The organism is Kitasatospora sp. GAS204B (assembly GCF_029892155.1).
GTDB lineage: Bacteria > Actinomycetota > Actinomycetes > Streptomycetales > Streptomycetaceae > Kitasatospora.
Genome location: NZ_JARZAG010000011.1, coordinates 161,669 through 183,494 on the forward strand (window position 1 = coordinate 161,669; position 21,826 = coordinate 183,494).

The 21,826-nt window shown below is 71.0% G+C and carries 20 protein-coding genes and 2 pseudogenes; 10 read left to right on the forward strand and 12 right to left on the reverse strand.

All coding sequences use genetic code 11. The features are described from left to right. The first annotated feature begins 3 nt into the window (after nucleotides 1-3). Nucleotides 4-393: a hypothetical protein gene (locus tag P3T41_RS17420; RefSeq protein ID WP_280690786.1), complete on the forward strand. Its 390-nt coding sequence runs from the start codon at nucleotides 4-6 to the stop codon at nucleotides 391-393. 349 nt (nucleotides 394-742) lie between these two features. Then, nucleotides 743-1,084: a hypothetical protein gene (locus P3T41_RS17425; RefSeq protein ID WP_280690787.1), complete on the forward strand. Its 342-nt coding sequence runs from the start codon at nucleotides 743-745 to the stop codon at nucleotides 1,082-1,084. A 17-nt stretch (nucleotides 1,085-1,101) separates the two neighbouring features. Here the strand turns inward: P3T41_RS17425 and P3T41_RS17430 are convergent, their stop codons facing one another. Together P3T41_RS17430 and P3T41_RS17435 are read right to left on the reverse strand one after the other, a co-directional pair. Then, a complete protein-coding gene (locus P3T41_RS17430) occupies nucleotides 1,102-1,572 on the reverse strand; it encodes a hypothetical protein (RefSeq protein ID WP_280690788.1) in 471 nt (156 codons plus the stop codon). A 558-nt stretch (nucleotides 1,573-2,130) separates the two neighbouring features. Further along, nucleotides 2,131-3,033: a LysR family transcriptional regulator gene (locus tag P3T41_RS17435; protein ID WP_280690874.1), complete on the reverse strand. Its 903-nt coding sequence runs from the start codon at nucleotides 3,031-3,033 to the stop codon at nucleotides 2,131-2,133. A gap of 188 nt (nucleotides 3,034-3,221) precedes the next feature. On the opposite strand from P3T41_RS17435, the gene P3T41_RS17440 reads away from it, so the two are divergent. Continuing rightward, nucleotides 3,222-3,515, forward strand: coding sequence for a DUF1330 domain-containing protein (locus tag P3T41_RS17440; RefSeq protein WP_280690789.1), 294 nt, complete (start codon nucleotides 3,222-3,224; stop codon nucleotides 3,513-3,515). A 251-nt stretch (nucleotides 3,516-3,766) separates the two neighbouring features. On the opposite strand, the gene P3T41_RS17445 is transcribed toward P3T41_RS17440, so the two are convergent. Beyond that, nucleotides 3,767-4,528, reverse strand: a complete 762-nt coding sequence (locus P3T41_RS17445; protein ID WP_280690790.1) for a hypothetical protein — start codon at nucleotides 4,526-4,528, stop codon at nucleotides 3,767-3,769. Between the two features lie 889 nt (nucleotides 4,529-5,417). Between P3T41_RS17445 and P3T41_RS17450 the strand changes: the two genes are divergently transcribed. Together P3T41_RS17450 and P3T41_RS17455 are read left to right on the forward strand one after the other, a co-directional pair. Next, the gene (locus P3T41_RS17450) at nucleotides 5,418-6,764 is read left to right on the forward strand and encodes a GH1 family beta-glucosidase (RefSeq protein ID WP_280690791.1); all 1,347 of its coding nucleotides are present in this window, start codon (nucleotides 5,418-5,420) and stop codon (nucleotides 6,762-6,764) included. Nucleotides 6,765-6,788: 24 nt separating this feature from the next. Continuing rightward, a pseudogene (locus P3T41_RS17455) lies at nucleotides 6,789-6,950 on the forward strand (3-oxoacyl-ACP reductase); the annotation flags it as partial. 69 nt (nucleotides 6,951-7,019) lie between these two features. Here P3T41_RS17455 and P3T41_RS17460 read toward each other — a convergent pair. Next, a pseudogene (locus tag P3T41_RS17460) lies at nucleotides 7,020-7,142 on the reverse strand (RidA family protein); the annotation flags it as partial. Between the two features lie 150 nt (nucleotides 7,143-7,292). Next, nucleotides 7,293-8,447: an NAD(P)/FAD-dependent oxidoreductase gene (locus P3T41_RS17465; protein WP_280690792.1), complete on the reverse strand. Its 1,155-nt coding sequence runs from the start codon at nucleotides 8,445-8,447 to the stop codon at nucleotides 7,293-7,295. An 80-nt stretch (nucleotides 8,448-8,527) separates the two neighbouring features. On the opposite strand from P3T41_RS17465, the gene P3T41_RS17470 reads away from it, so the two are divergent. Then, nucleotides 8,528-9,220 carry a TetR family transcriptional regulator gene (locus P3T41_RS17470; protein ID WP_280690793.1) on the forward strand — a complete coding sequence of 231 codons (693 nt, stop codon included), beginning with the start codon at nucleotides 8,528-8,530 and terminating at the stop codon, nucleotides 9,218-9,220. A gap of 122 nt (nucleotides 9,221-9,342) precedes the next feature. Here P3T41_RS17470 and P3T41_RS17475 read toward each other — a convergent pair whose 3' ends face one another. Beyond that, complete coding sequence (locus tag P3T41_RS17475; RefSeq protein WP_280690875.1) at nucleotides 9,343-10,248, reverse strand: LysR family transcriptional regulator; 906 nt, start codon at nucleotides 10,246-10,248, stop codon at nucleotides 9,343-9,345. Between the two features lie 139 nt (nucleotides 10,249-10,387). Here P3T41_RS17475 and P3T41_RS17480 point away from each other — a divergent pair, with 139 nt between their 5' ends. Both P3T41_RS17480 and P3T41_RS17485 read left to right on the forward strand, forming a co-directional pair. Further along, entirely contained in the window at nucleotides 10,388-11,218 is an 831-nt protein-coding gene (locus P3T41_RS17480) for a 3'(2'),5'-bisphosphate nucleotidase CysQ (protein WP_280690794.1), read from the forward strand. 41 nt (nucleotides 11,219-11,259) lie between these two features. Continuing rightward, entirely contained in the window at nucleotides 11,260-11,856 is a 597-nt protein-coding gene (locus P3T41_RS17485) for an NAD(P)-binding domain-containing protein (RefSeq protein WP_280690795.1), read from the forward strand. Between the two features lie 451 nt (nucleotides 11,857-12,307). On the opposite strand, the gene soxG is transcribed toward P3T41_RS17485, so the two are convergent. The 4 genes from soxG to P3T41_RS17505 are packed head-to-tail and all read right to left on the reverse strand — an operon-like array spanning nucleotide 12,308 to nucleotide 17,333. Further along, on the reverse strand, nucleotides 12,308-12,916 hold the full coding sequence (soxG, locus tag P3T41_RS17490; RefSeq protein ID WP_280690796.1) for a sarcosine oxidase subunit gamma family protein: 609 nt from the start codon (nucleotides 12,914-12,916) through the stop codon (nucleotides 12,308-12,310). Next, nucleotides 12,906-15,776: a sarcosine oxidase subunit alpha family protein gene (locus P3T41_RS17495; RefSeq protein ID WP_280690797.1), complete on the reverse strand. Its 2,871-nt coding sequence runs from the start codon at nucleotides 15,774-15,776 to the stop codon at nucleotides 12,906-12,908. Before P3T41_RS17495 ends, soxG begins: the two co-directional genes overlap by 11 nt. Next, on the reverse strand, nucleotides 15,773-16,066 hold the full coding sequence (locus tag P3T41_RS17500) for a sarcosine oxidase subunit delta (RefSeq protein WP_280690798.1): 294 nt from the start codon (nucleotides 16,064-16,066) through the stop codon (nucleotides 15,773-15,775). Before P3T41_RS17500 ends, P3T41_RS17495 begins: the two co-directional genes overlap by 4 nt. Nucleotides 16,067-16,115: 49 nt before the next feature. Continuing rightward, nucleotides 16,116-17,333, reverse strand: coding sequence for a sarcosine oxidase subunit beta family protein (locus P3T41_RS17505; RefSeq protein WP_280690799.1), 1,218 nt, complete (start codon nucleotides 17,331-17,333; stop codon nucleotides 16,116-16,118). A 280-nt stretch (nucleotides 17,334-17,613) separates the two neighbouring features. Between P3T41_RS17505 and betA the strand changes: the two genes are divergently transcribed. Beyond that, nucleotides 17,614-19,293 (forward strand): choline dehydrogenase, encoded by a 1,680-nt coding sequence (betA, locus tag P3T41_RS17510; protein ID WP_280690800.1) that lies wholly within the window; start codon nucleotides 17,614-17,616, stop codon nucleotides 19,291-19,293. A 34-nt stretch (nucleotides 19,294-19,327) separates the two neighbouring features. On the opposite strand, the gene P3T41_RS17515 is transcribed toward betA, so the two are convergent. Next, nucleotides 19,328-20,518: an FAD-dependent oxidoreductase gene (locus P3T41_RS17515; protein ID WP_280690801.1), complete on the reverse strand. Its 1,191-nt coding sequence runs from the start codon at nucleotides 20,516-20,518 to the stop codon at nucleotides 19,328-19,330. Then, nucleotides 20,515-20,835: a bifunctional 3-phenylpropionate/cinnamic acid dioxygenase ferredoxin subunit gene (locus P3T41_RS17520; RefSeq protein ID WP_280690802.1), complete on the reverse strand. Its 321-nt coding sequence runs from the start codon at nucleotides 20,833-20,835 to the stop codon at nucleotides 20,515-20,517. Before P3T41_RS17520 ends, P3T41_RS17515 begins: the two co-directional genes overlap by 4 nt. Nucleotides 20,836-21,048: 213 nt before the next feature. On the opposite strand from P3T41_RS17520, the gene P3T41_RS17525 reads away from it, so the two are divergent. Further along, entirely contained in the window at nucleotides 21,049-21,798 is a 750-nt protein-coding gene (locus P3T41_RS17525) for an IclR family transcriptional regulator (RefSeq protein ID WP_280690876.1), read from the forward strand. Nucleotides 21,799-21,826 lie beyond the last annotated feature (28 nt).

The window sequence follows — 21,826 nt, forward strand, 5'->3', positions numbered from 1 at the left end:
CCTGTGACCCGTCGGACAAGTGTCCTGTTTGCTCTGCCCGTCGCGGCCCTGCTCGCCGCTACAGCGGTAGTGACACCGGCCTCCGCAGCCCCTGGGGAGATCGCCCATGGCGATTTCCTCTTCAACACCAAGTCCGGCCACAGTCTCGACCTGCGCAACCCACCTGCGGGCAAGTGCATCAAACTGCCCGACGAGGGCAGCACTGATGGCACCAACCTGACGGACAAGACGGCGCACATCTTCGCGACCTTCGTCTCCGCCACCGACTGTCGACAGCAGCTGGCAGTCGCGGGCAAGGGGACTCCCGGGCACGGCACTCCATGGAGCACACCCGGATTCAATCCGACCGCGCACGCGGTGAGGTTCGACTGCGACAGCCCGTCCGTGTGCTGATCGCAGCCTGCGGCCGTCCCGCGTCCGTGTTTGGCGGCGGGTCACTAACATGAGGCTCACTCATATTAGCTGGAGGGAGTGGACATGTAGGACCGACTCGACCTGCCGGCGGGCTCCCGCTGGGGTGCTTCCACGGTCGCGTACCGACGCTGGAGTGGTCCAGTCGCTACGACCATCTGTGGGAAGTGACCCGCGACGACGTCCTCACTTATCTCAAGGCACTGCACGGGCGCCCCCGCCACAGCCAACTCGTCGCCTTGCGTTCGCTGTTCGGCTGAGCCAAGCGGAACGGGCACTCATATTTCGCAACCCCACCAGCCGGATCAAGGTCGGGCCGTACGAGTACGCCGTGCTGCAGCCACTCGTCCCCGAACAGGTCGACCAAGCCGTCGCGGCGGCCACGACCCCAGCGACACGACTCATCCTCGCCTTCGCCGCGGTCCATGCCGCCCGAGTTGCCCAGATCGGCACCCTCATGCTCGATGACGTCGACATCGGCAACCGGCGGCTGACCATCGCGGGCCGCGTTCGCCCTCTTGACGACCTGACCCTGAAGGAGCGGCTGGACTGGCTGGCGCACCGGCGCACCCGCTGGCCAAACACGGCGAACAGGACCACCCGGGCCAGCAGCCACTGGATCAGCGCCGCGATGCGCGGCCAGGCCGCAACGTTGGAGCGGCGGCGAAGGTGAGCGTGTCGTCACGGCAGTCAGCAGCCGGGGCCGATCGGAGCAGACGATGTGAGGGCGAGCGCGGCGATCCGCAGCTCCTCAGCCCACGTCCGCTGGTCAAGTCCCAAGGTGTACTCAAGGCAGCACACGCACTGCGGAATCAGCCGCACGAATGATCGCACCTCGGTGGTCTCGACCTCCGTCTCCCACCATTCGTCCGTCGCCAGGTCGGCGGGAGCGACTTCTCCATCGACGAGCCTCGCCGCCAGCCGGCGCAAGGCGTGGCGCCGGGCCAGCCCCGGATCGGGCAATCCGATCCCGGCCTCGGAGAGTGCTCGCTCGAACGTGTCGCGGATGTCGTGGGCATCCGCGTTGCGCGGCCAACCGGCCAGCTCACACAGCGTCGGGGTGTCCAGCCCGGCCGCGAGTGCCTCAGCAGCGATCATCGGCAGGTCCTCCGGGCGGATCTCGTCCGCCCGATAGCGGCAAGCCACCTCGCCTAGAGCCATGAGGCCGCTCTGCGTTGGGGCATCCGGCTCCGGTGTCGTTCCTGCTGGTCTCATGACTCTCACGATGCCAGCACCGCTCCCAAGAAGGTTGCCCAGGGGCAGTTCAGCCCCAGCTCGCCCCCCAAGTTCCCCTGAACTCGAAGGCCGCCCCCACGAAAGCACGACAGCACATCCTCGGGTTCCCGCTGAGCACCTTCAGTTTGCGTGAACCCGTGGGGGTCCCCGGCCTCGGGGAGCAAGGGAACAGTGGTTGGCGTCAAGCCTTGACCGACGTCATGGACGCCGTTGACGGCTGGCGTTCCCGCCGGTACCCGTGCTTGTCCGGTTCGGCGTCGGTGAAGGCGGGGTGTCCGCCGAGAGCTCGGGCTGGGCGAGGACGTCGCCGCGGTGTACGACTCGGACCGGACCCGGGGCCATCATCGGATGCTGATCCGCCGGCGTAGCGAGGTCGTGTCGGACATTCAGCAAGACCGCCGTCGTCATCACCGCGAAGTCCGCCGGGCGCAAGGTCTTCGGCCTCGCCACCGCAGGCGTCCGTCTCGCTTGACCTCCTGCGCGTCAGTCCGGCAGCCAGTGCAGCTCGTGCGCCAGGGTTTTGGCGACGGCACGGATGCGGCGGTGTAGCGGCGACTGCTCGCGTGGGAGGACCAGGTGGATCGTCAGGCCGGGCGCGCCTCGCAGTGGTCGCCAGGTGAGACCGGCCGGTTGTGCCGTGGCCGCGGCTTCTCCGGCCGGGGCGAGGGTGACCCCGTCGCGCAGGTCGCGCTGAGACATGTCGAAAGAGACTGCGGGCGTGTGGAATCGGGGGTGCGGTCGGGTGTCTCGGAACAGTGCGGACAGCTGATCGTGGATCACGGGGTTGGCCGCACGGTCCGGGAGTCGCAGCGGATACGCGGCCGCGTCGGCGATCTCGATCTCCTGGTGTTCGGCCAGCGGATGGTGCTGCGCCAGCTGGACCCCGATGCGCGCACGCCGCAGCAGGAACCGGCGCACGCCACGGCCTGGCTGTTCACCGCGGGTGATCCCGGCATCGATGCGGCCGTCGGCGACCGCGGGGGAGATCTCCGGTGTCGCCATCGGGACCGCGCCGACCTCGAGTCCGCTGTTGCCGCGAATCAGCCTGTCCACCAGGGCCGGTGCCGTCTCGGCCCCGGTGCTGAGGCTGTATCCGATGCGCAGCGTGCCCAGTTCACCGGCCGCCGCGCTCCGGGTGGTGTCCCATGCCCGGTCCAGCGCCGCCAGCGCGGGCGGCGCGGACTCCGCCAAAGCCGCACCGGCCGTGGTCAATACGACGCTACGCGTGTTGCGGACCAGCAGGGCCGTGCCGAGTTCCGCCTCCAGTCGGCGCATCCGGGCGCTGAGTGCGGGCTGTGCGATACCGATCCGTGTGGCCGCGCGGGTGAAGTTCAACTCCTGCGCCAGCACCAGGAAGTACCGCAGGCTCACCGTATCCGGCGCCACGTGCCCTCCCTGCCGATTGATAACGATCCGTTCTGAGCCTAGCCCGTAACGGTCTTTCCCTCGACCGCACATCAAGCCCTAACCTGCGCATATGACGATTCCACTGACCGCAGTACCCGTCGCCGGGATCGATCGAGCTGAGTGTCAATTCGAAGTCGGACGTGTCCGGCCGAACACAGGAGGTTTCCATGGCCAAGGGCTACTGGGTCAGTGCATACCCCGCCATTTCCGACCCTGAGAGGCTGACCGCCTACGAAGAGCTGGCCGGTCCGGCTGTCCGGGCTGGGGGCGGGCGCCTCCTGTCCCGTGGCGGTCGAGTCGTCGCCCACGAGGCCGGAATCACGCAACGCGTCGTTCTGATCGAGTTCGACAGCTTTGAACAGGCCGTCGCGGCCTACGAGAGCGAGGCATACCAGAAGGCGCTGGTGGCCCTCCCCGACGGCGTCGAGCGCGACTTCCGCATCATCGAAGGCATCGACTGACCGGCCGGGCCCACCCATCGCTGCGCATCCGTCACCTGATACGCACACGGTGCTGAACGACGACTCACGAGACGAGTTCGATGCCATGCCCCGCGTCCCTGTCGGGCGGGCCGCGAAGCGGAGTTCGGGGCAGCCGACACATCATTGCCCGACAGTCGACTTGCCTGTGATGAACGCCGGGCAGCGTCCAGATCGGTTCCGGGTTCCAACTGCGCGGCCCGTAGTGGACGGTGACGATCCGGTCATGGTGGTCACACGCTGCTCCTCGATGTCGGATACGGCCGCACGGATGCGCGCAGCAGGTCGAGCGCGCGACGGGCGTACCCGTGGATCTCGGAATCACGGTGGTCGGCGGCCCACTTCAGCGCGGACGGGCAGTCGAGCGCCGCGTACACCCGGCAGGCCGCCTCCTCCGCCTCGGTGAGGCGGCGCGGCCGTAGCCGTCGAAGAACGCCTCCGCCAGCGCGGGCCTGCGCGCGGTGACCTGGTAGACGATCCGCATCAGGTCGTGGCGCACCGGCTCCTCCGCCGGTCGTGCGCTCGAAGTCGATGAGCTGAAGGCGCAGTTCACCGCGCTGGTGGACGATCCAGTTGCGGGGGCCGAAGTCGCCGTGGCCCAGGTCCATCGCCATGTCGAGAGCCTTCGCCCGTTGCTGCGGCCGCAGCGGCGTGCTGGGCGCCGGTCCGGGTGCCGGCGCCGCGATGAGGGCGTGCAGGCGAGCCGCCAGGACACCGGCTTGCCGGAACGCCTCCAGCTCCTGCCCGCCGGTCAACTGGACCTTGCTCAGCGGCTCGCCCTTGAGACCGCGAGTGACGATCAGCCGGGCGTCCGGATCGCGGTCGGCGATCCAGGGTGCCCGCCGCTGCCCGAGTGCGGGCACGAACTCGTCGTATGCCCTCGTCTCGCGCTGGTACAGCAGGTCGTTCCAGTGCCGCTTGGCGAACCACCGCTGCCCGGTCAGGTCCTCGATCTCCCAGACCGACGGCGCCCCGGTGCGGTCGTGCGAGCGCACCTCGAGGACCCGCCACCGGCCGATCCCCGATCCGCCAGCTGCTCGACGTCCACGGGCGCGGGGTCCACACGCTCCCTGCTCGCGCCGAGAATCCCCGCACCGACAGCGCCACTCCGGCGGCGATAGCGTCCAGCGCCTGCACGGTATAACCGACCACCGGCTCAGGGAGGGTATCGAGCGGCCACCACCGGAGCTGATGGCACTTCTCCGGCTCGGTGTTGGTGATCTCGCCGGTGTACCGGGCGGGCCGGAAGAAGAGCTGGAGCCGGCCCGCACCGTCGTCGGCGTCCAGGTCGTGCAGGGTGTGCACCCGAGATGGCCGGCGGGCGTGTGCCACGTCTTGTCGGCGTAGGCGGCACTGCGGCGCAGCCCCAGCAGCACCCCGCCCCCCTCGATCAGGACCAGGTGCACGCCGATCACCGTTCTGTAGGGCACAAGATCTCCTGATAGCAGGGATGTTGACGGATCAGGCTCGTCGGCGCGGGCCTGGAGCCGACGATCCCGGCAGGGCCGACGGACATCGGGCGGCGTGTCGCCGCCCGCTTCACTCGATCGCGACCGCGACCGCGTGTGCGCGGCTGCGGACACCAAGCACGCGTAAGAGCGCCAGTCAGGAGAAGAAGCTCTCGAGCCGGGTCGTCCGCGCGGTGGCGGCGCATCGACCGAGACAGGATTGCGCCCATCGGGAGCGCTCCGTGAATGGCCGCGTCGGCGGGGCGCCTCCCACCGCCCGGCCCCGCCGCGCCTGCGGCCCGTGCGGGACCGTGTGCCCGGTGTGCTGCCCGGGAGCTCTGTTGGCATCCGGTCCCTGAATCACCGTGCTGTCTCTGGTGTTTGAGCAGTATGCCACTAACATGAGGTCTCCTCGGGTTTTGAAGGGAAGTAGGACATGCCGAATCGTCTGGACCTGCCCGCGGGCTTCCGCTGGGGTGCCTCGACCGCCGCCTACCAGATCGAGGGGGCGGTGGATGAGGATGGGCGCGGACCCTCGGTATGGGATGTGTTCGCGGCTCGGCTCGGTGCTGTGCGGGATGGGGCCACTGGGCGGGTCGCTTGCGACCACTACCACCGCTGGCCTGAGGACGTGGAGTTGATGCGGGGGCTGGGGCTGGACGGGTACCGGTTCTCGATCGCGTGGTCGCGGGTGCTGCCGGCTGGGGCCGGGGCGGTGAACGTCGGCGGGCTCGACTTCTACGACCGGCTGGTGGACGGGTTGCTCGCCGACGGGATCACGCCGATGCCGACGCTGTTCCACTGGGACCTACCGCAGGCGCTGGAGGACGGCGGCGGCTGGCTGGCCCGGGACACCGCCTACCGGTTCGCCGAGTACGCCGAGTTGGTGGTGGATCGGCTGGGTGACCGCGTCCCTGCCTGGATCACGCTCAACGAGCCGTTCGTGCACATGGTGTTCGGCTACGCGCTCGGGATCCACGCTCCGGGGCGCACGTTGATGCTGGATGCGCTGCCGGCCGCCCATCACCAGCTGCTGGGGCACGGGTTGGCGGCCGCCGTGCTGCGCGAGCGGGGCCATGAGGTGATGATCGCCAACAACCTCACCCCGGTGTGGCCCGCGAGTGAGGCGGAGGCGGACGTCGCGGCCGCGGCTGCGTACGACGCGCTGCACAACCGGCTGTTCACCGATCCGCTGTTGCTGGGAAGCTATCCGGACCTGAGCGCGTACGGTGTCGGCGAGGACCTCGGCGGGTGCGTCCGTCCCGGGGACCTGAAGCTGATCGCCGGCCCGGGATTGGACGGCCTCGGCGTCAACTACTACAACCCGACCCGGATCGCCGCCCCGACCGAGCCCGGCGGACTCCCGTTCGTCGAAGCCGAGATCGAGGGAGTGCCGCGAACCGCGTTCGGCTGGCCGGTGGTTCCGGACGGACTGCGCGAGCTGCTGGTCGGCCTGCAGGACCGGTACGGGGCGGCACTGCCGCCGATCACCATCACCGAGAACGGCTGCTCGGTCGCGGACGAGCCCGGTCCCGACGGCACCGTCCACGACCAGCCGCGCATCGACTTCCTGGCCGGCCACCTCGACGCCCTCGCCGCAGCGGTCGCCGAAGGCGTGGATGTCCGGGGCTACTTCACCTGGTCGCTGCTCGACAATTTCGAGTGGGCGGAGGGCTACCAGCAGCGATTCGGTCTGGTGCACGTCGACTTCGAGACGCAGGTGCGCACGCCGAAGGCCTCCTATGCCTGGTACCGCGATCTGATTGCAAGTCATCAAAAGTAGCTCGGTGACGGCGGCGTCGCCGAGACCGTCGCGAAAGCGGCTGGCGGAGATCCGGAGGACATCGCTCGAGCGGCCGTCGCGCAGTCGGCGACCGGCCGCTTCAGCCTCCCGCAGGAGGTCGCCGACCTCGTCGTGCTGCTGGCCGGCGACCGGGCGGGCAACGTGACGGGGAGCGACTTCGTCATCGATGGTGGCCTCGTCCAGACACTCCCGCCTGCGCCGTGCCGCGCAAGGGGTTCTGTGGGTCGGTCGGCAGTCGAGGACGTTGGTGGTCTCGATCCCGACCAAGTGGTCGGGGACCTGCAGCCTCGCCACGCCCTCCAGCGTGGCCGGCGGCACCGGGACGACGCCGACCTGGCCGGCTGTTCGGGAGAAGCCCCACGGGCGGCGATTGCTGCCCGCCGGTGGACGTCGACTGCGGGCAGTCCGATGTTCTCGATCGGCGTGCCGGCCGTGCCCGCTCGGCGTTGTCCGAAGGTCCGCGAAGGCATGTACCACCGCCCCGTGCGCCGACCGTGGCGGTAACGTTCAGGACTGTGCCACCGCCTCGTCCTGTCCCTCCGGGTGCCCGCTGAAGAAGTCGACCAAGCTCTGCGGTGCGCGCTCGCCGAGGCAGAGGTCAAGAATCTCGTGGGCGTCCGCGTAGAAGGCCTCGCTGCGCGGGAAGAGCTCCTTCTCGTAGGTGGCCAGCGCCGCTTCGACGTCGTCGGGGCGCTGGGCGATGGCCTTGCCGAGTTCGGCACCGTCGAACATCGCCAGGTTGGCGCCGTCGCCGGACGGCGGCATCAGGTGCGCGGCGTCGCCGAGCAGCGTCACGCCAGGCACCCGCTCCCAGCGGTGTCCGTCCGGGAGGGTGTGGATCATGCGTGCCACCGGGGCGGTCTCGCCGTCGGTGATCAGCGCGGTGAGGTGCGGCGTCCACCCGTCGAACTCGGCCGCGACCCGGGTGGTGGCGGCCGCGGTGTCGGTGAAGTCCGTGGTGGCGATCCACTCGGCCGAACGGTTCAGCTCGACGTAGGTGTGGAGGATGCCACCCGCCTCACGGTGGGCCACGATCCCCTTGCCGGGGGCGAGTGCGTACATGGCGCCTCGGCCGACCAGGGCGGCCGTCGCGGGGTGCCGCTCGTCGACGTCGTGCAAGTAGGTCTCGACGAACGTGGTGCCGGTGTAGACGGGCCGGGCGTCGGAGAGCAGCGGCCGGACCCTGGACCAGGCGCCGTCCGCTCCGACCAGGATGTTGCTGGTCTCGGTCGAGCCGTCGGTGAAGGTCAGCTCGTGCCGGCCGTCGCCGAGCGGCCGGACGTCGGTGACCTTGCTGCCCCAGCGCACCGTTCCCTCCGGCAGGGAGTCGAGCAGGATCCGGCGCAGGTCGCCGCGGAGCACCTCGGGGCGTACCGCGGTGCCGTCGGAGGGGACGTCCAGTAGCAGCGCGCCGTGCTGGTCGAGCACCCGGGCGGCGTCGCCGCCCTCGTGGATGATCGCGCGGAACTCGTCGGTGAGGCCGGCGTCCGCGAGGGCACGCTGTCCGTCCTCCTCGTGGATGTCGAGCTGGCCGCCCTGGGTGCGGGACTCGGCGGAGGGGTCGGCCTCGTGGACGGTGGCGGGGATGCCGTGGACGTGCAGGACGCGCGCGAGGGTGAGGCCGCCCAGGCCCGCGCCGATGATCGTGACCGGTGTCGTCATGGTGTTCCCTTCGAAGTTATGATGGAACGTTGTTCCATTCTCATGTTGGAACAGCGATCCATTCATGTCAAACTGTGTTCATGGCCATCAAGAAGCAGCGGGCTGTACGGCGCACGGACGCGCTGTCGAAGGAACGGATCGTGGAGGCGGCGATCGAGATCCTCGACTCCGACGGCGAGGGCGCGCTGACCTTCCGCACGCTCGCGGCCCACCTGGCCACCGGAAGCGGGGCGATCTACTGGCACGTCGCCAACAAGGACGACCTGCTGGCGGCGGCCACCAACGACGTGATCGCCCGGGTCATGGCGGACCTGCCCGGCGGCGCGCGTCCGCGGGAGGCGATCCGGGCCCTCGCGCTCGGGCTCTTCGACGCGATCGACGCACACCCCTGGGTCGGCACCCAGCTCTCCCGCGCGCCGTGGCTGGCCGCGATTCCGCAGATCTTCGAGGGCTTCGGCAGTCGGCTGGAGGGGTTCGGTGTGCCCGAGGGGGCGCAGTTCGATGCCACGTCCACGCTCGTGATCCATGTCCTCGGCGTCGCCGGACAGAACGCCGCCAACGCCCGCCTGCACGCGCACAGGACCGATCGGACGGCCTTCCTGGGTGAGATCGCCCAGCAGTGGGCCCAGCTCGATCCCGCTCGGTACCCGTTCGTGCACCGGGTGGCGGCGCAGTTGCCCGAGCACGACGACCGGGAGCAGTTCCTGGTCGGCATCGACCTCATCCTGGGCGGCATCGAGGCCGCCAACCCGGGTCCGTCCCCTCGGACCTGACTCGAACTCGAGCGGATCGGGGGCCCGCCAAGAACCGGGTGCCGCGCGCTCGGAGCGGGAGGTCGGGCCCCGCCCGGACGGTCGTGCCGGGCAGGCCGCAGCGTGCGGCCGTACGGCGTCGGCTACGACGTTCCGCAGGTGGCCAGCGCGGTTCGCGCCAGTGCGCGCAGCCAGGTGTGGGCGTGGTCGGTGTCGTAGCGCTGATGCCACGACAGGTAGACCGGTGCCGACGGCAGTTCGAGCGGCAGGGGGAGCACGACCAGACCGAGGCCGGCGGCCGCCGTGCGTGTGGTGATTTCGGGGACGCTGATCAGGAGATCGGAGCCGCGCGCGAACTCCAGCGCGGCCGCTTCCGTGGGCGCGGCCGCCACCACCCGGCGGGTGAGGCCGAGCCGAGCGAGGGCGTCGTCGACGGCGTTGCTGAGGTTTCCACGTCGCGAGACGGTGACGTGTTCGGCGGCGGCGTACCGCTCTGTGGTGACGGTTCGGGCGCGGGTGAGGGGGTGCCCCTGCCTCACAACGGCGACGAGGTGGGTCTCGCCCACCTTCTCGGCGCGAATGTCGGGTGCGCTCGGACGGTTGGCGTTCGCCTCCAGATCGACCTCACCACGCCGCAACTCGGGGGTGTCGACGCTCGATTCCGCGACGAAGCGCAATCGCACGCCCGGCGCCTGTCCGCGTACGGCCGCGAGCAGCGTGGGGCCGCTCATGGCGACCAGGGAATCGTGCCAGCGGAGTGTGAAGGTGCGTTCCAGCGTTGCCGGATCGAGTTCACGGCTCGGGGCCAGCACGCCCCGGACCTGGTGCAGCAGCTCGTGCACCTGCTCCCGGACGGCGATCGCATAGGGCGTCGGGGTCATGGTGCGGCCGGTGCGCACCAGGATCTGGTCCCCGGTCGTGCGCCGGATCCGGCCCAGACTCCGACTCATCGCGGGGGCGGTGACGTGCAGTCGTGCGGCCGCCCCGGCCACGCTGCCCTCCCCCAGCAGCGCGTCGAGCGCGGTGAGCAGATTCAAATCCAATTGCATGGGAGTAATCCCAGCCGTGCTTGACATGCATTTGATGTTAATGGAGGGGGTGGATAGCGTCGTCACCACGGCGCAGGACGGAACGCGCGTCCTGGCCCGAATCCTCTTCAACGTCCCTTGCTCAGACGGGAGTTCCACCATGTCCGAAACGCTTCAGACCACTGACGTCACTGTCACCGTCACCGTCTCCGACGCAGACCTGCTCGACCGGACCGCGGCCGCCGTGCGTGAGGCCGGTTCGGCACTGCGCGAGCGGTACGGCGAGGTGGTCCCCTACCGGACCCGCGAAGAGCTGATGAGCGCGCTCGCCGCCAACGACGACACGGCCCTCGGCATCCTGCGTCCCCGCCTCACGAGCCTGCGCCCGGACGCCGGCTGGGTGGAGGACGAGCTGGACGGCGGGGCGCTGCCGCCCGGCGAGTGGTGGGTCGTGGATCCGGCCGAAGGCAACGTCAACCACCTGCACGCCCTGCCGGAGTGGGCGGTGACCGCCACCCTCGTGCGTGACAACCAGCCGGTGCTCACCGTGGTCCACCTGCCGTTGACCGGCGAGACCTATACCGCGCTCACCGGCGCGGGCGCCCACCTCGACGGCCGGCCGCTGAACGTCTCCCGGACCGCGGACCTCGGCCTGAGCATCGTGGCCACCAGCCAGGCCCGGCCGGACGAGGACGAGAAGGTCGTGCGGCGCGTCGGCTCCTCGATCACCGCGATGCTCTTCGACGCGCTCGTCGTCCGCGTCGCCGTACCCGCGACCCTGCACCTGCTGAACGTGGCCGCCGGCCGGCTCGACGCCTTCTGGCAGTTCGCCGGCGCCCGAGCGGACCTGCTGCCCGGCGCGCTCCTCGTCACCGAGGCCGGCGGACTGATCTCCGACGTCAAGGGCCGCCCCTGGACCCCGCAGAGCGAAAGCTTCCTGGCCGCCGCGCCCGGCGTCCACGCCGAGGCCGTCGCCACGCTTTCACGCTGACTCCGCACCACGACCCGCACGCACGGAAGGACCACATCATCATGACCACGATCGCCGTTCTCGGAAACGGCCGCGTCGGCGGCAACCTGGCCACCGCCCTCACCCGGGCAGGACATGAGGTGACCGTGGCGGACCGCGCGCCGGGCGCCGCCGCCGACGCCGCCCGAACAGCCCGGATCGTCATCAACGCCACCCCGGGCGCCGGCTCCCTGGACCGGCTCGCCGCCCTGCGCGACGAACTGCGCGACAAGATCCTCGTCGACGTCTCCAACGCCACCATCGACGGACCGGACGGACTGCCCGCCGACCTGATCTACCCCGGCTCGAGCCTCGCCGAGCAACTCCAGGAAGCGCTCCCCGAAACACACGTCGTCAAGACACTCAACACCATGCTCTTCCCGGTGATGACCGCGCCGGCCACGCTCACCCAGAGGCCCACGGTGTTCGTCTCCGGCGAGGATCCCGGGGCCAAGCAGACCGTCCGCGAACTCCTCACCGACCTCGGCTGGCGCAAGGAGTGGATCACCGACCTCGGCGGGATCCGGACCGCTCGCGCCACGGAGGCCGCGATCCTGTTCGTACCCCACGTGATCCGCTCCAGCGGGTTCGTCCCCTTCGCGATTTCGATCACCCGCTGACCCCAGACCGCGGTGCCTCGTGAGGGCCTGCGGACACACCGCGTAGCCGGAGCCCTGAGGCACGGCGGGGCCGGGGGCGCCTGCTTCCGACAGGTTCGAGATCGGGGTGACCGCCGCGGGGGCGAACTACGGCAGTTCCTCCGCGACCATGCGCCTGCCCGTCGACCCGTGCCGACCAGGCGTGCTGGGGCGGAGCCGCAGGGAGCCGGCCGGCGGCTTGGGCGGTCCGGCGAAGCTCGGTCTCGCCGAGGCATCGCGCGGGTGGCGGACTTCATGGGTGCTGTTCGGTCTGAGGGGCCTGGTGACCTGGAGTTTCGGCCTCCAGTGGTCCGGTAAGTCCTTTGGTTGCAAGGGGGTTGGGGCTGGCCGTTCGGCGTCGCCCCGGCGCCGTCCGGGACGGGCCCACCGGGCGGGGCGGGGGAAGTAGGTGGTGAGGGTTTGCCCGACCCGCTCAGGGTGTGAGCCGGGGGTGGCGGTACTCCTCCATCGCGTCGAGGAGCCAGTCCGTCAGGTACTGCGCGAACGACCCCCGCACGAGTAGCCGGTAGGTCGGCTCCGCGTCGACCTGGTGGAGGATCACCTGGACCTTGCCGAGCAGCGTCTGGGCACAGCGGCCCGGCCCGAAGGCGCGGGGGTGCAGGTCGAGTGAGCAGCCCTTCTCCAGGACCTGGCGGGCGGCGGGGCCGGACAGTTCGAGCGTGGTGCGGTTGGCGGAGACGTCCACGACCGATCCGGGCTCGTCCGTCAGTGCCGCTCGCAGCAGTTCGGCGGTGGCGCTTCCGGAGCCGTCCGGGCCCAGCACGAGCCACTCCTGCGGGCCCAGCCAGACGACCTGGAGGCTTCCCGGCTCGGTGACGGTGTTCGGCTCGGTCGGCAGCGGCGAGCCCAGCGCCGTGGCGATCCTCTCTGCGGCCGGCCCATGCGGGTGGAGCTGGAGGTCGAGCTGCGCGAGGAAGGGAACCTCGCGCAACCGGACTCCCCGCTCTCCGCCGGTCGAGTGCGCCGCGAGGACGTCGGCGAGGTGTCCGAGCGGGCTGCGCCGCTGGGTGTCAGCCGTCACGGCGGGTCCCCTTCGGGTCGTAGAGGACGGGGTCGGTGATGGTCGCGGCGATCACGCCGTCGGGCAGCGGTGCGTAGACCGTCTCGCCCAGCCGCTCCCGCCCGCCCGCGACGAGTGCCAGGGCAAAGGTGCGGCCGAGTGCCGCGCTGCGGTAACTGGAGGTGACGTGCCCCAGCGCCCTGGTGGGCACCGACGCCTCGGCGTCCGCCACCAGTTGCGCGCCCTCCGGTAGCAGCACGGCGGGATCCGCGGGCAGCACTCCGACGAGCTGCCTGCGGTCGCCGCGCGCGGTGTCGGCACGGCGGAAGGAACGCTTGCCGATGAAGGGCTTCCGCTGGGAGACGACCCACTCCATGCCGAGGTCCTGCGGGGTGACCGTGCCGTCGGTGTCCTGGCCGATGATGGGGTAGCCCTTTTCGGCGCGCAGCACGTGCATGGTCTCGGTGCCGTACGGGGTGATGCCCAGAGGTCCGCCGGCCCGGATGACGGACTCCCAGGTGGCGAGGCCGTACCAGCCGGCGACGTTGATCTCGAAGGCCAGCTCGCCGGAGAAGGAGATGCGACAGATCCGGGCCGCCACGCCGCTCGCGAGGCGGGTCTCACGGGCCGTCATGAAGGGGAAGGCGTCGTTCGACACGTCCAGGTCCGGGGCCAGGGCTGCGATGACCTCGCGTGATCGGGGGCCGACGACCGCGACCGTGGCCCACTGCTCGGTCACCGAGGTGAACCGCACGCGCAGCTCGGGCCATTCGGTCTGCAGCCACTCCTCCAGCCAGTCCAGGACGCCCGCGGCGTTCCCGGTCGTGGTCGTCATGATGTAGTGGTCGGCTGCCAGGCGCAGGGTCACGCCGTCGTCGAGGACCATGCCGTCCGCTCGACACATCACCCCGTACCGCGCGGAGTTGACGGCCAGTTTGGCGAAGGCGTTGGTGTAGACGCGGTTCAGGAACTCGCCCGCGTCGGGCCCGATGACGTCGATCTTGCCGAGGGTGCTGGCGTCCATGACGGCGACGCCTTCGCGGGCCGCGCGGCACTCGCGCTCCACGGCCGCCGCCGTGGACTCCCCGGGCCGGGGGTAGTACCAGGGGCGCTTCCACTGGCCGACGTTCTCGAAGACCGCACCGTGCTCGACGTGCCAGGGATGGATCGCGGTGGTGCGCACCGGGTCGAAGAGGGCGCCGCGTTCACGCCCGGCGAGCAGCGCGAAGGAGACGGGCACGTACGGGCCGCGGTAGGTGGTGGTGCCCACCTCGCCCGGCGAGCGGGCGCCGAGCAGCCGGGCGATGACGCCGGTGGCGCTCACTCCGGACGCCTTGCCCTGGTCGTGCGCGGTGCCGATGGTGGTGTAGCGCTTGATGTGCTCGACGGAGCGCATACCGGCTCGGATCGCGCGCTGCACGTCCGCGACCGTGGCGTCGCGCTGCAGGTCGACGAAGTGGTCGCTCCACTCGGAGGGGTCGCCCGTCTCGCCGGGCACGAGCCACACCGGCCGCGGCCGGGCCGGCGGGCGGTCGACGGAGGTGGGCGGCACCGAGGGCGCGGTGCTGGGGAAGCCTGCCAGGTCGGCCGCCTCGACCCCGGCGGCGAAGCCGCCGCCGAGGCACCCGGCGAGGTCGAGGACGCCCAGGGCGGCTCCGACGCTGACGACGTTCTGCGCGGCCTGCGCGGGGACGAACGCGGCCAGGTCGTCGTCGTAGCGGGTCGTGCCCTGCGACTGGCTCCACAGGTGGACGGCCGGGCTCCAGCCGCCCGAGACGGCGAGCAGGTCGCAGGCCACCTCGCGGACCGGGCCGCTGATCACGTCGTCGGCATCGAGCTCGGCGATGCGGACCGCCGACACACGATCGTGACCCCGGGTGCCGACCACGGCCGATCCGGTGTGGACCTCGATCCCGGCGCCACGCGCGGAGTTGACGAGATCGGCGGGCGGCTCCGGCCGGGTGTCGACCAGTGCCGCCACCTGGGCCCCGGCCGCGACCAGGTCGAGCGCGGTGGCGTAGGCGTGGTCATTGGTGGTGAGGACCACGGGCCGGCGGCCGGGGAGCACGGCGTACCGGTTCAGGTAGGCGCGCACGGCGGCGGCGGACATGACGCCCGGCAGGTCGTTGCCGGCGAAGACCATCGGTCGCTCGTGGGCGCCGGTCGCCAGGACCACCCGGCGGGCCCGGATGTGCCACAGGCGCTGCCGGGAGATGCCGGGGACGGGCTGCGGGCCGAGGTGGTCGGTGCGGCGCTCGGCGACGAGCAGGTAGTTGTGGTCGTGGTAGCCGATCGCCGTGGACCTGGTGAGGATCCGCGTGTCGACCTGCGCGGCGAGCTCCGTGCGGGCTTCCGCCACCCAGTCGAGCGCCGGGCGGCCGTCGATCGACTCCCGCCCCGCGAGCAGGGATCCACCGAGTTCCGGCTGGTCGTCGACCAGGACGACGCGGGCGCCGCAACGCCCGGCGGCGAGGGCGGCGGCGAGTCCGGCCGGGCCGGCGCCGACGACCAGGACGTCGGTGTGGATGTGCATCTTGTCGTGGACGGCCTGGTCGGGGGTCGGGTCGAGGCGACCGAGGCCCGCGAGGCCGGCCGCCGAGAGGCCCTCGTACAGCTCGATCGTGGTCGCGAGCAGCATCGGCTCCGAGCAGGGCCCGTCGACCTGGACCAGGGCGTTGGGCTCCTCCGCGCCTGCTGTGGCGATGCCGCGCGGCCGCCTGCGGTAGAGGCTGGGGGCGACGTGCAGCACGCCGTTGGCGAGCAGGGCGGAGGCGAGCGTGTCGCCGCGCAGGCCGGTGTACGCCACGCCGTCGAAGGTGAAGCGCAGGGGGGCGGAGCGGTCGACCCGTCCGCCGTCGGGGAGACGGTGGGACTGCGTCATGCGATCACCGGCTTCGGCTGGCCGGCCGCCACCGGGTGATTGCTCTGCGAGGCCAGGATCTGGTGGGTGACGGTGTGTCGGACGACGTTGAACCAGCGCCGGCAGCCGGCGGCGTGCGACCAGCGTTCGGCGAAGGGGCCCTTGGGGTTGTCGCGCACGAACAGGTACTCGCCCCACTCGGCGTCGGACAGGCCCTCGGGGTCCGCCGGGTAGGCGACATGAGCCTGGCCGCCGTAGTGGAACTCGAGCTCGTCCCGTTCGCCGCACCAGGGACAGGCGATCAGCAGCATGCGTGGTCCTCCGGTCAGTGCGGTCAGCGCACTCAGGCGGTCAGTGCGGTCAGTGCGCCACGGCGGCGGCGCCGTGCTCGTCGATCAGCGCGCCGGTGGTGAACCGCTCCAGCGCGAAGGGTGCGTTCAGCGGGTGCGGCTCGCCGGTGGCGATGGTGTGCGCGTACACCCAGCCGGAGGCGGGCGTCGCCTTGAAACCGCCGGTGCCCCAGCCGCAGTTGAGGTAGAGGTTCTCGATCGGCGTCGGGCCGATGATCGGCGAGGCGTCGGGGGTGACGTCGACGATGCCGCCCCAGGTGCGCAGCACGTGCGCCCGGGCGAAGATCGGGAACAGTTCGAGCGCCGCGGCCATCTGATGCTCGATCTGGTGGAAGGAGCCGCGCTGGCCGTAGCCGTTGTAGGAGTCCACGCCCGCGCCCATGACCAGCTCGCCCTTGTGGGCCTGGCTCACGTACACGTGCACGTGGTTGGACATCACCACGGTGGGGTGCACGGGTTCCAGCAGCTCGGAGACGAGCGCCTGCAGGGGGTGGCTCTGCACCGGGAGCCGCAGTCCGGCCAGGTCGGCCAGGACGCTGCTGTGTCCGGCGGCGGCCAGTGCGACCCGCCCCGCGCTGATCGGTCCCCGGCTGGTCCGCACGCCGACGACGCGGTCGCCCTCGCGCAGGAATCCGGTCACCTCGCAGCCCTGGATCAGGTCGACGCCGTACTGGTCCGCCTTGCGCGCCAGCGCCCAGGCGACGTGGTCGTGCTTGGCGATGCCGGCCCGGGGCTGCAGCGTCGCGCCGAGCACCGGGTAGCGCACGTCGGGGGAGGTGTTGACGATCGGGCAGAACGCGCGCACCTGGTCGGCGTCCAGCCACTCGGCGTCGACGCCGCCGAGCCGGTTGGCGTTGACCCGGCGGGTGCCCTCACGGACGTCCTGCAGGGTGTGGGCGAGGTTGAGCACGCCGCGCTGGCTGAACAGGAAGTCGTACTCCAGCTCCTGCGGCAGCACCTCCCAGAGCTTCAGCGCGTGCTCGTACAGCGCCGCGCTCTCCTCGCAGAGGTAGTTGGACCGGATGATCGTGGTGTTCCGGGCCATGTTGCCGCCGGCGAGCCAACCGCGTTCCAGCACGGCGACGTTGGTGATCCCGTGGTTGCGGGCGAGGTAGTAGGCGGTGGCCAGCCCGTGGCCGCCCGCCCCGACGATGATCACGTCGTAGGAGCGCTTGGGGTCGGGGGTGCGCCACAGCCAGTCGGGGTGCTCGGGCAGCTGGTGGGACATCGCGGGACTCCTGGGGAGAGACGGCGTCGGCTCAGCGGTGTTTCAGACTACGCACACTGTTGCGTCAAACACAACAGGCCGGCAAGGGGGGCAGGGGGCCTTGACGAGCCCTGGGTAGGTCCCGAAACTGTTGCGCACTATGAACGCAGTTTCCCGTAGAGAAACTCGCTGTTCATGGGCCGCGACGGGTGCCCCGCGTCACCGTGCCCCCGCAACCCGCAGCAACCTCGCCAGACTTGCGCAGACGGCGTCACCGCCCCGAGAGCAATGGCAGGACACCATGGCCTTGAAGCAGTACGACTTCATCATCGTCGGCGGAGGGTCGGCAGGCTGCGCGCTCGCGGCCCGGCTCAGCGCGGACCCGTCCAACCGGGTGCTGGTGCTGGAGGCGGGCCGGCCGGACTACCCCTGGGACGTCTTCATCCACATGCCGGCCGCCCTGACCTTCCCGATCGGCAGCCGGTTCTACGACTGGAAGTACGAGTCCGAGCCGGAACCCTTCATGAACGGGCGGAAGATCTACCACGCCCGGGGCAAGGTCCTCGGCGGCTCCAGCAGCATCAACGGCATGATCTTCCAGCGCGGCAACCCGCTCGACTACGAGCGTTGGGGCGCCGACGCCGGCATGAAGGACTGGGACTACGCCCACTGCCTCCCCTACTTCAAGCGCATGGAGAACTGCCTCGCCGACCGGGAAGCCGGCGGCCCGGTCGCCGGTGGTCGAGGTTTCCGCGGCCACGACGGCCCCCTCGTCCTGGAGCGCGGGCCGGTCGCCAACCCCTTGTTCTCCGCGTTCTTCGAGGCGGTCCAGCAGGCCGGCTACCCGCTCACCGACGACGTCAACGGCTACCGCCAGGAGGGCTTCGCCCCCTTCGACCGCAACCTGCGCCGCGGGCGCCGGCTCAGCGCCGCCCGCGCCTACCTGCACCCGGTGCTCGGCCGCCGCAACCTCGACCTGCAGACCCGCGCCCACGTCGGCCGTGTCCTCTTCGACGGCCGGCGCGCGGTCGGCGTGGAGTACCACCGAGGAGGCACCCTGCACCGCGTGCGGGGCGGCAAGGTGATCCTGTCCGGCGGCGCCGTCAACTCCCCGCAGCTGCTGCAGCTCTCCGGCGTCGGCAACGCGGCGGAGCTGGGCGCGCTCGGCATCGACGCCGTCCAGCACCTGCCCGGCGTCGGCGAGAACCTGCAGGACCACCTCGAGGTGTACGTCCAGCACGCGTGCAGGCAGCCGGTGTCCGTGCAGCCCGCCATGAAGCTGTGGCGGCGGCCGTTCATCGGCGCGCAGTGGCTCTTCCTGCGCTCGGGCCCGGGCGCGACCAACCACTTCGAGGGCGGCGGCTTCGTCCGCAGCAACGAGGACGTCGACTACCCCAACCTGATGTTCCACTTCCTGCCGATCGCGGTGCGCTACGACGGCTCCGCACCGGCCGGCGGGCACGGGTACCAGGTGCACATCGGCCCGATGTACTCCGACGCCCGGGGTTCGGTGAAGATCAGGTCGACGGACCCGCGCGAGCACCCGGCGCTCAGGTTCAACTACCTCTCCACCGCTCAGGACCGCCGGGAATGGGTCGAGGCGATCCGGGTCACCCGCCGGATCCTCGGCCAGCCCGCCTTCGCCGGGTTCAGCGACGGCGAGATCTCGCCCGGACCGCAGGTCGAGACCGACGAGGAGATCCTGCAGTGGGTCGCCAAGGACGGGGAGACCGCCCTGCACCCCTCGTGCACCGCGAGGATGGGCACGGACGAGATGTCGGTCCTCGACCCGGCCACCCTGGGGGTCCACGGCCTGGACGGGCTGCACGTGGTCGACGCGTCCGCGATGCCGTACGTGACCAACGGCAACATCTACGCCCCCGTCATGATGCTCGCCGAGAAGGCCGCCGACCTCATCCTCGGCAACACTCCCCTCGAACCGGACCACACCGAGTTCTACCGCCACCGCGGGACCGCCTGATCCGCACCAGGCCCCGCGGCGCGGCGGATCCGCACTAGGAAGCAACCGGCGCCGTGGCAACGGGGATCGGCGTGAGCGTGCGGCGCAGCCGGTTGAAGAGCTTGGGCCGGTCGACGGCGAGCACGGCGACGTCGTGCCCGTGGCGCCGGTAGACGGCCACGAACGAACGGCTGTCCAAGTCGCCCTCGACGACCCTGGGTTGAGCATCGGGGCGGACCTGACCGGCCAGCTGGATCCGGGCCTGGTACTGGTCCGACCAGAAGTACGGCGGCCGCGTCGGCGCGGGTGCCGAGGTGCCCGACAGCAGGGTGCGAGCGGCCGTCTTCGGTTGCTCCGTCGCGTTGGTCCAGTGCTCGATGCGCTCGGAGCGGCCGGTGAACGGGTTGGGGCAGCGGGCGACATCGCCCACGGCGACGACGCCGGGGATGTTCGTCGCGCAACCGGCGTCGCACACGACCCCGTCGTCCACCGCGATCCCCGATCCGGCCAACCAGCCGGTCGCCGGCCGCACCCCGATGCCGACCACGACCACGTCGGCCGGCAGCACCCGACCGTCGGTCAGCCGCACGCCGGTGACCCGGCCTTCGCCGGTGAGGCCCGCGACGCCGGTGCCGCACAGCAGGCGCACCCCGTGGTCCGCGTGCAGCGCGGCGCAGACCAGGCCCATCTCGCGTCCCAGGGCCCGCTCCAGCGGAACCTCCGCGGCCTCGACCACGGTGACGTCCAGGCCGACCGCATGAGCCGTGGCGGCGACCTCGGCGCCGATGAAGCCCGCGCCGATGACCACGACGCGGGGCAGGCCCTTGTGCAGGTCCGTGCGCAACGCCATCGCGTCGTCCAGGGTGCGCAACGTGTGGACGCCTGCCAGCTTCTCGGCTCCGGCGATCGTGCGGGGGCGCGCGCCGGTGGCGATCACGACGGCGTCGGTGCGCAGTTCCCGGCCGCCGGTCAGGGTGACGGTCCGTGCGGCGGGATCCAGCCGGACGGCCCGCTCACCGAGCAGCCAGTGCACGGACAGGTCCGCGTACTCGTGCGAGCTGCCGAGCGCGAGCGCCTCGGCCGCCAGGCCGCCCTTGAGGAAGCCCTTGGACAACGGCGGCCGGTCGTACGGGTGGTGGCGTTCCTCGCCGATGACGGTGATCGAGCCGTCGTACCCTTCGGCGCGCAGCGCGCGGACCGTGCTCAGACCGGCCAGTGAGCCGCCGACCACGGCGATGGACTTCATGCCGGCTCGCCGACCGTGACGTGCAGGACGACGTGTCCGTCCTCCACCGTGACCCGGTGCGTCCGCAGTGCCGACTTGGCCGGCGGGCACGTCGGTCGGCCGGTGCGGAGGTCGAAGGAGGCCGCGTGCAGGGGGCATTCGACGAAGCAGCCCGCCAACCAGCCGTCGGCGAGCGAGGCGTCCTGGTGGGTGCAGGTGTCGTCGACGGCGTACAGGGTCCCGTCGGCGTTGAAGACGGCGATCGGCGCCGGTACGCCTGCCGTCACTCGGAGCGCTTCGCCGGGCGGCAGTTCGTCGATCCGGCACACCGTGATCATGGGAGCCTCCAGCTTCGGATCCTCGAATCCGCTCAGGTGTATCGTATTGCACAACACGATTCGGATTACGCAACATGCTTTCGAGCCGCCGAAGGCTTGTCAAGAGGACGAATGCCATCGGCGGGAAGCTGTGCATAATGTTGCGCTATGAGCAACAGTCTGAACGGTGGGTCCCCCGGGGGGCCGGGCCCCTCGCAGCGGGCGGAGTCCCCGGTGCAGTCCGTCGACCGGGCCGTGACCATCCTGGAGATCCTCGCCCGCCGCGGTGAGACGGGTGTCACCGAACTCGCGGTGGAGCTCGGCGTGCACAAGTCGACGGCCTTCCGCCTCGCCGCCGCCCTGGAGATGCGCGGCCTGGTCGAGCAGCCGGGGGAGCGCGGCAAGTACCGCCTGGGTCTGGGCCTGGTCCGGCTGGCCGGCGCCGCCACCGTCCGGATGGACCTCTCCCAGCAGAGCCGTCCGGTCTGCGAGCGGCTGGCCGTCCAGGTCGCGGAGACGATCAACGTGGCGATCCTCGACGGCAACGAGGCCGTCAACATCGACCAGGTGTTCGGCCCATCGGCGCTGACCACGCACAACTGGGTCGGTCAGCGCACGCCGCTGCACGCGACGTCCAGTGGGAAGGTGCTCCTGGCGTACCTGCCCGAGGACACGCTGAAGGCAAGGCTCGCCGCCCCCCTGGAGCGCTACACCCCGCGCACCGTGACCGAACCCGGCACCCTGCTCGCGCAGCTGGAGCAGGCCGTCGCGGACGGCTTCGCCTACTGCGTCGAGGAGTTGGAGCCGGGACTCAACGCCGTCGCGGCGCCCGTGCGCGCGCACAACGGTCAGGTGGTGGCGGCCATCAGCGCCTCCGGGCCGTCCTTCCGGCTGACCGAGCAGCGCATTCCCGAGGTGGCTGCCGCGGTCCGGTCCGCGGCGGAGGAGGTCTCGGCCCGGCTGGGCTACCTGCGCCTGGAGTAGTCGGCCGCCTGGTGGCCGGCGGAACGGG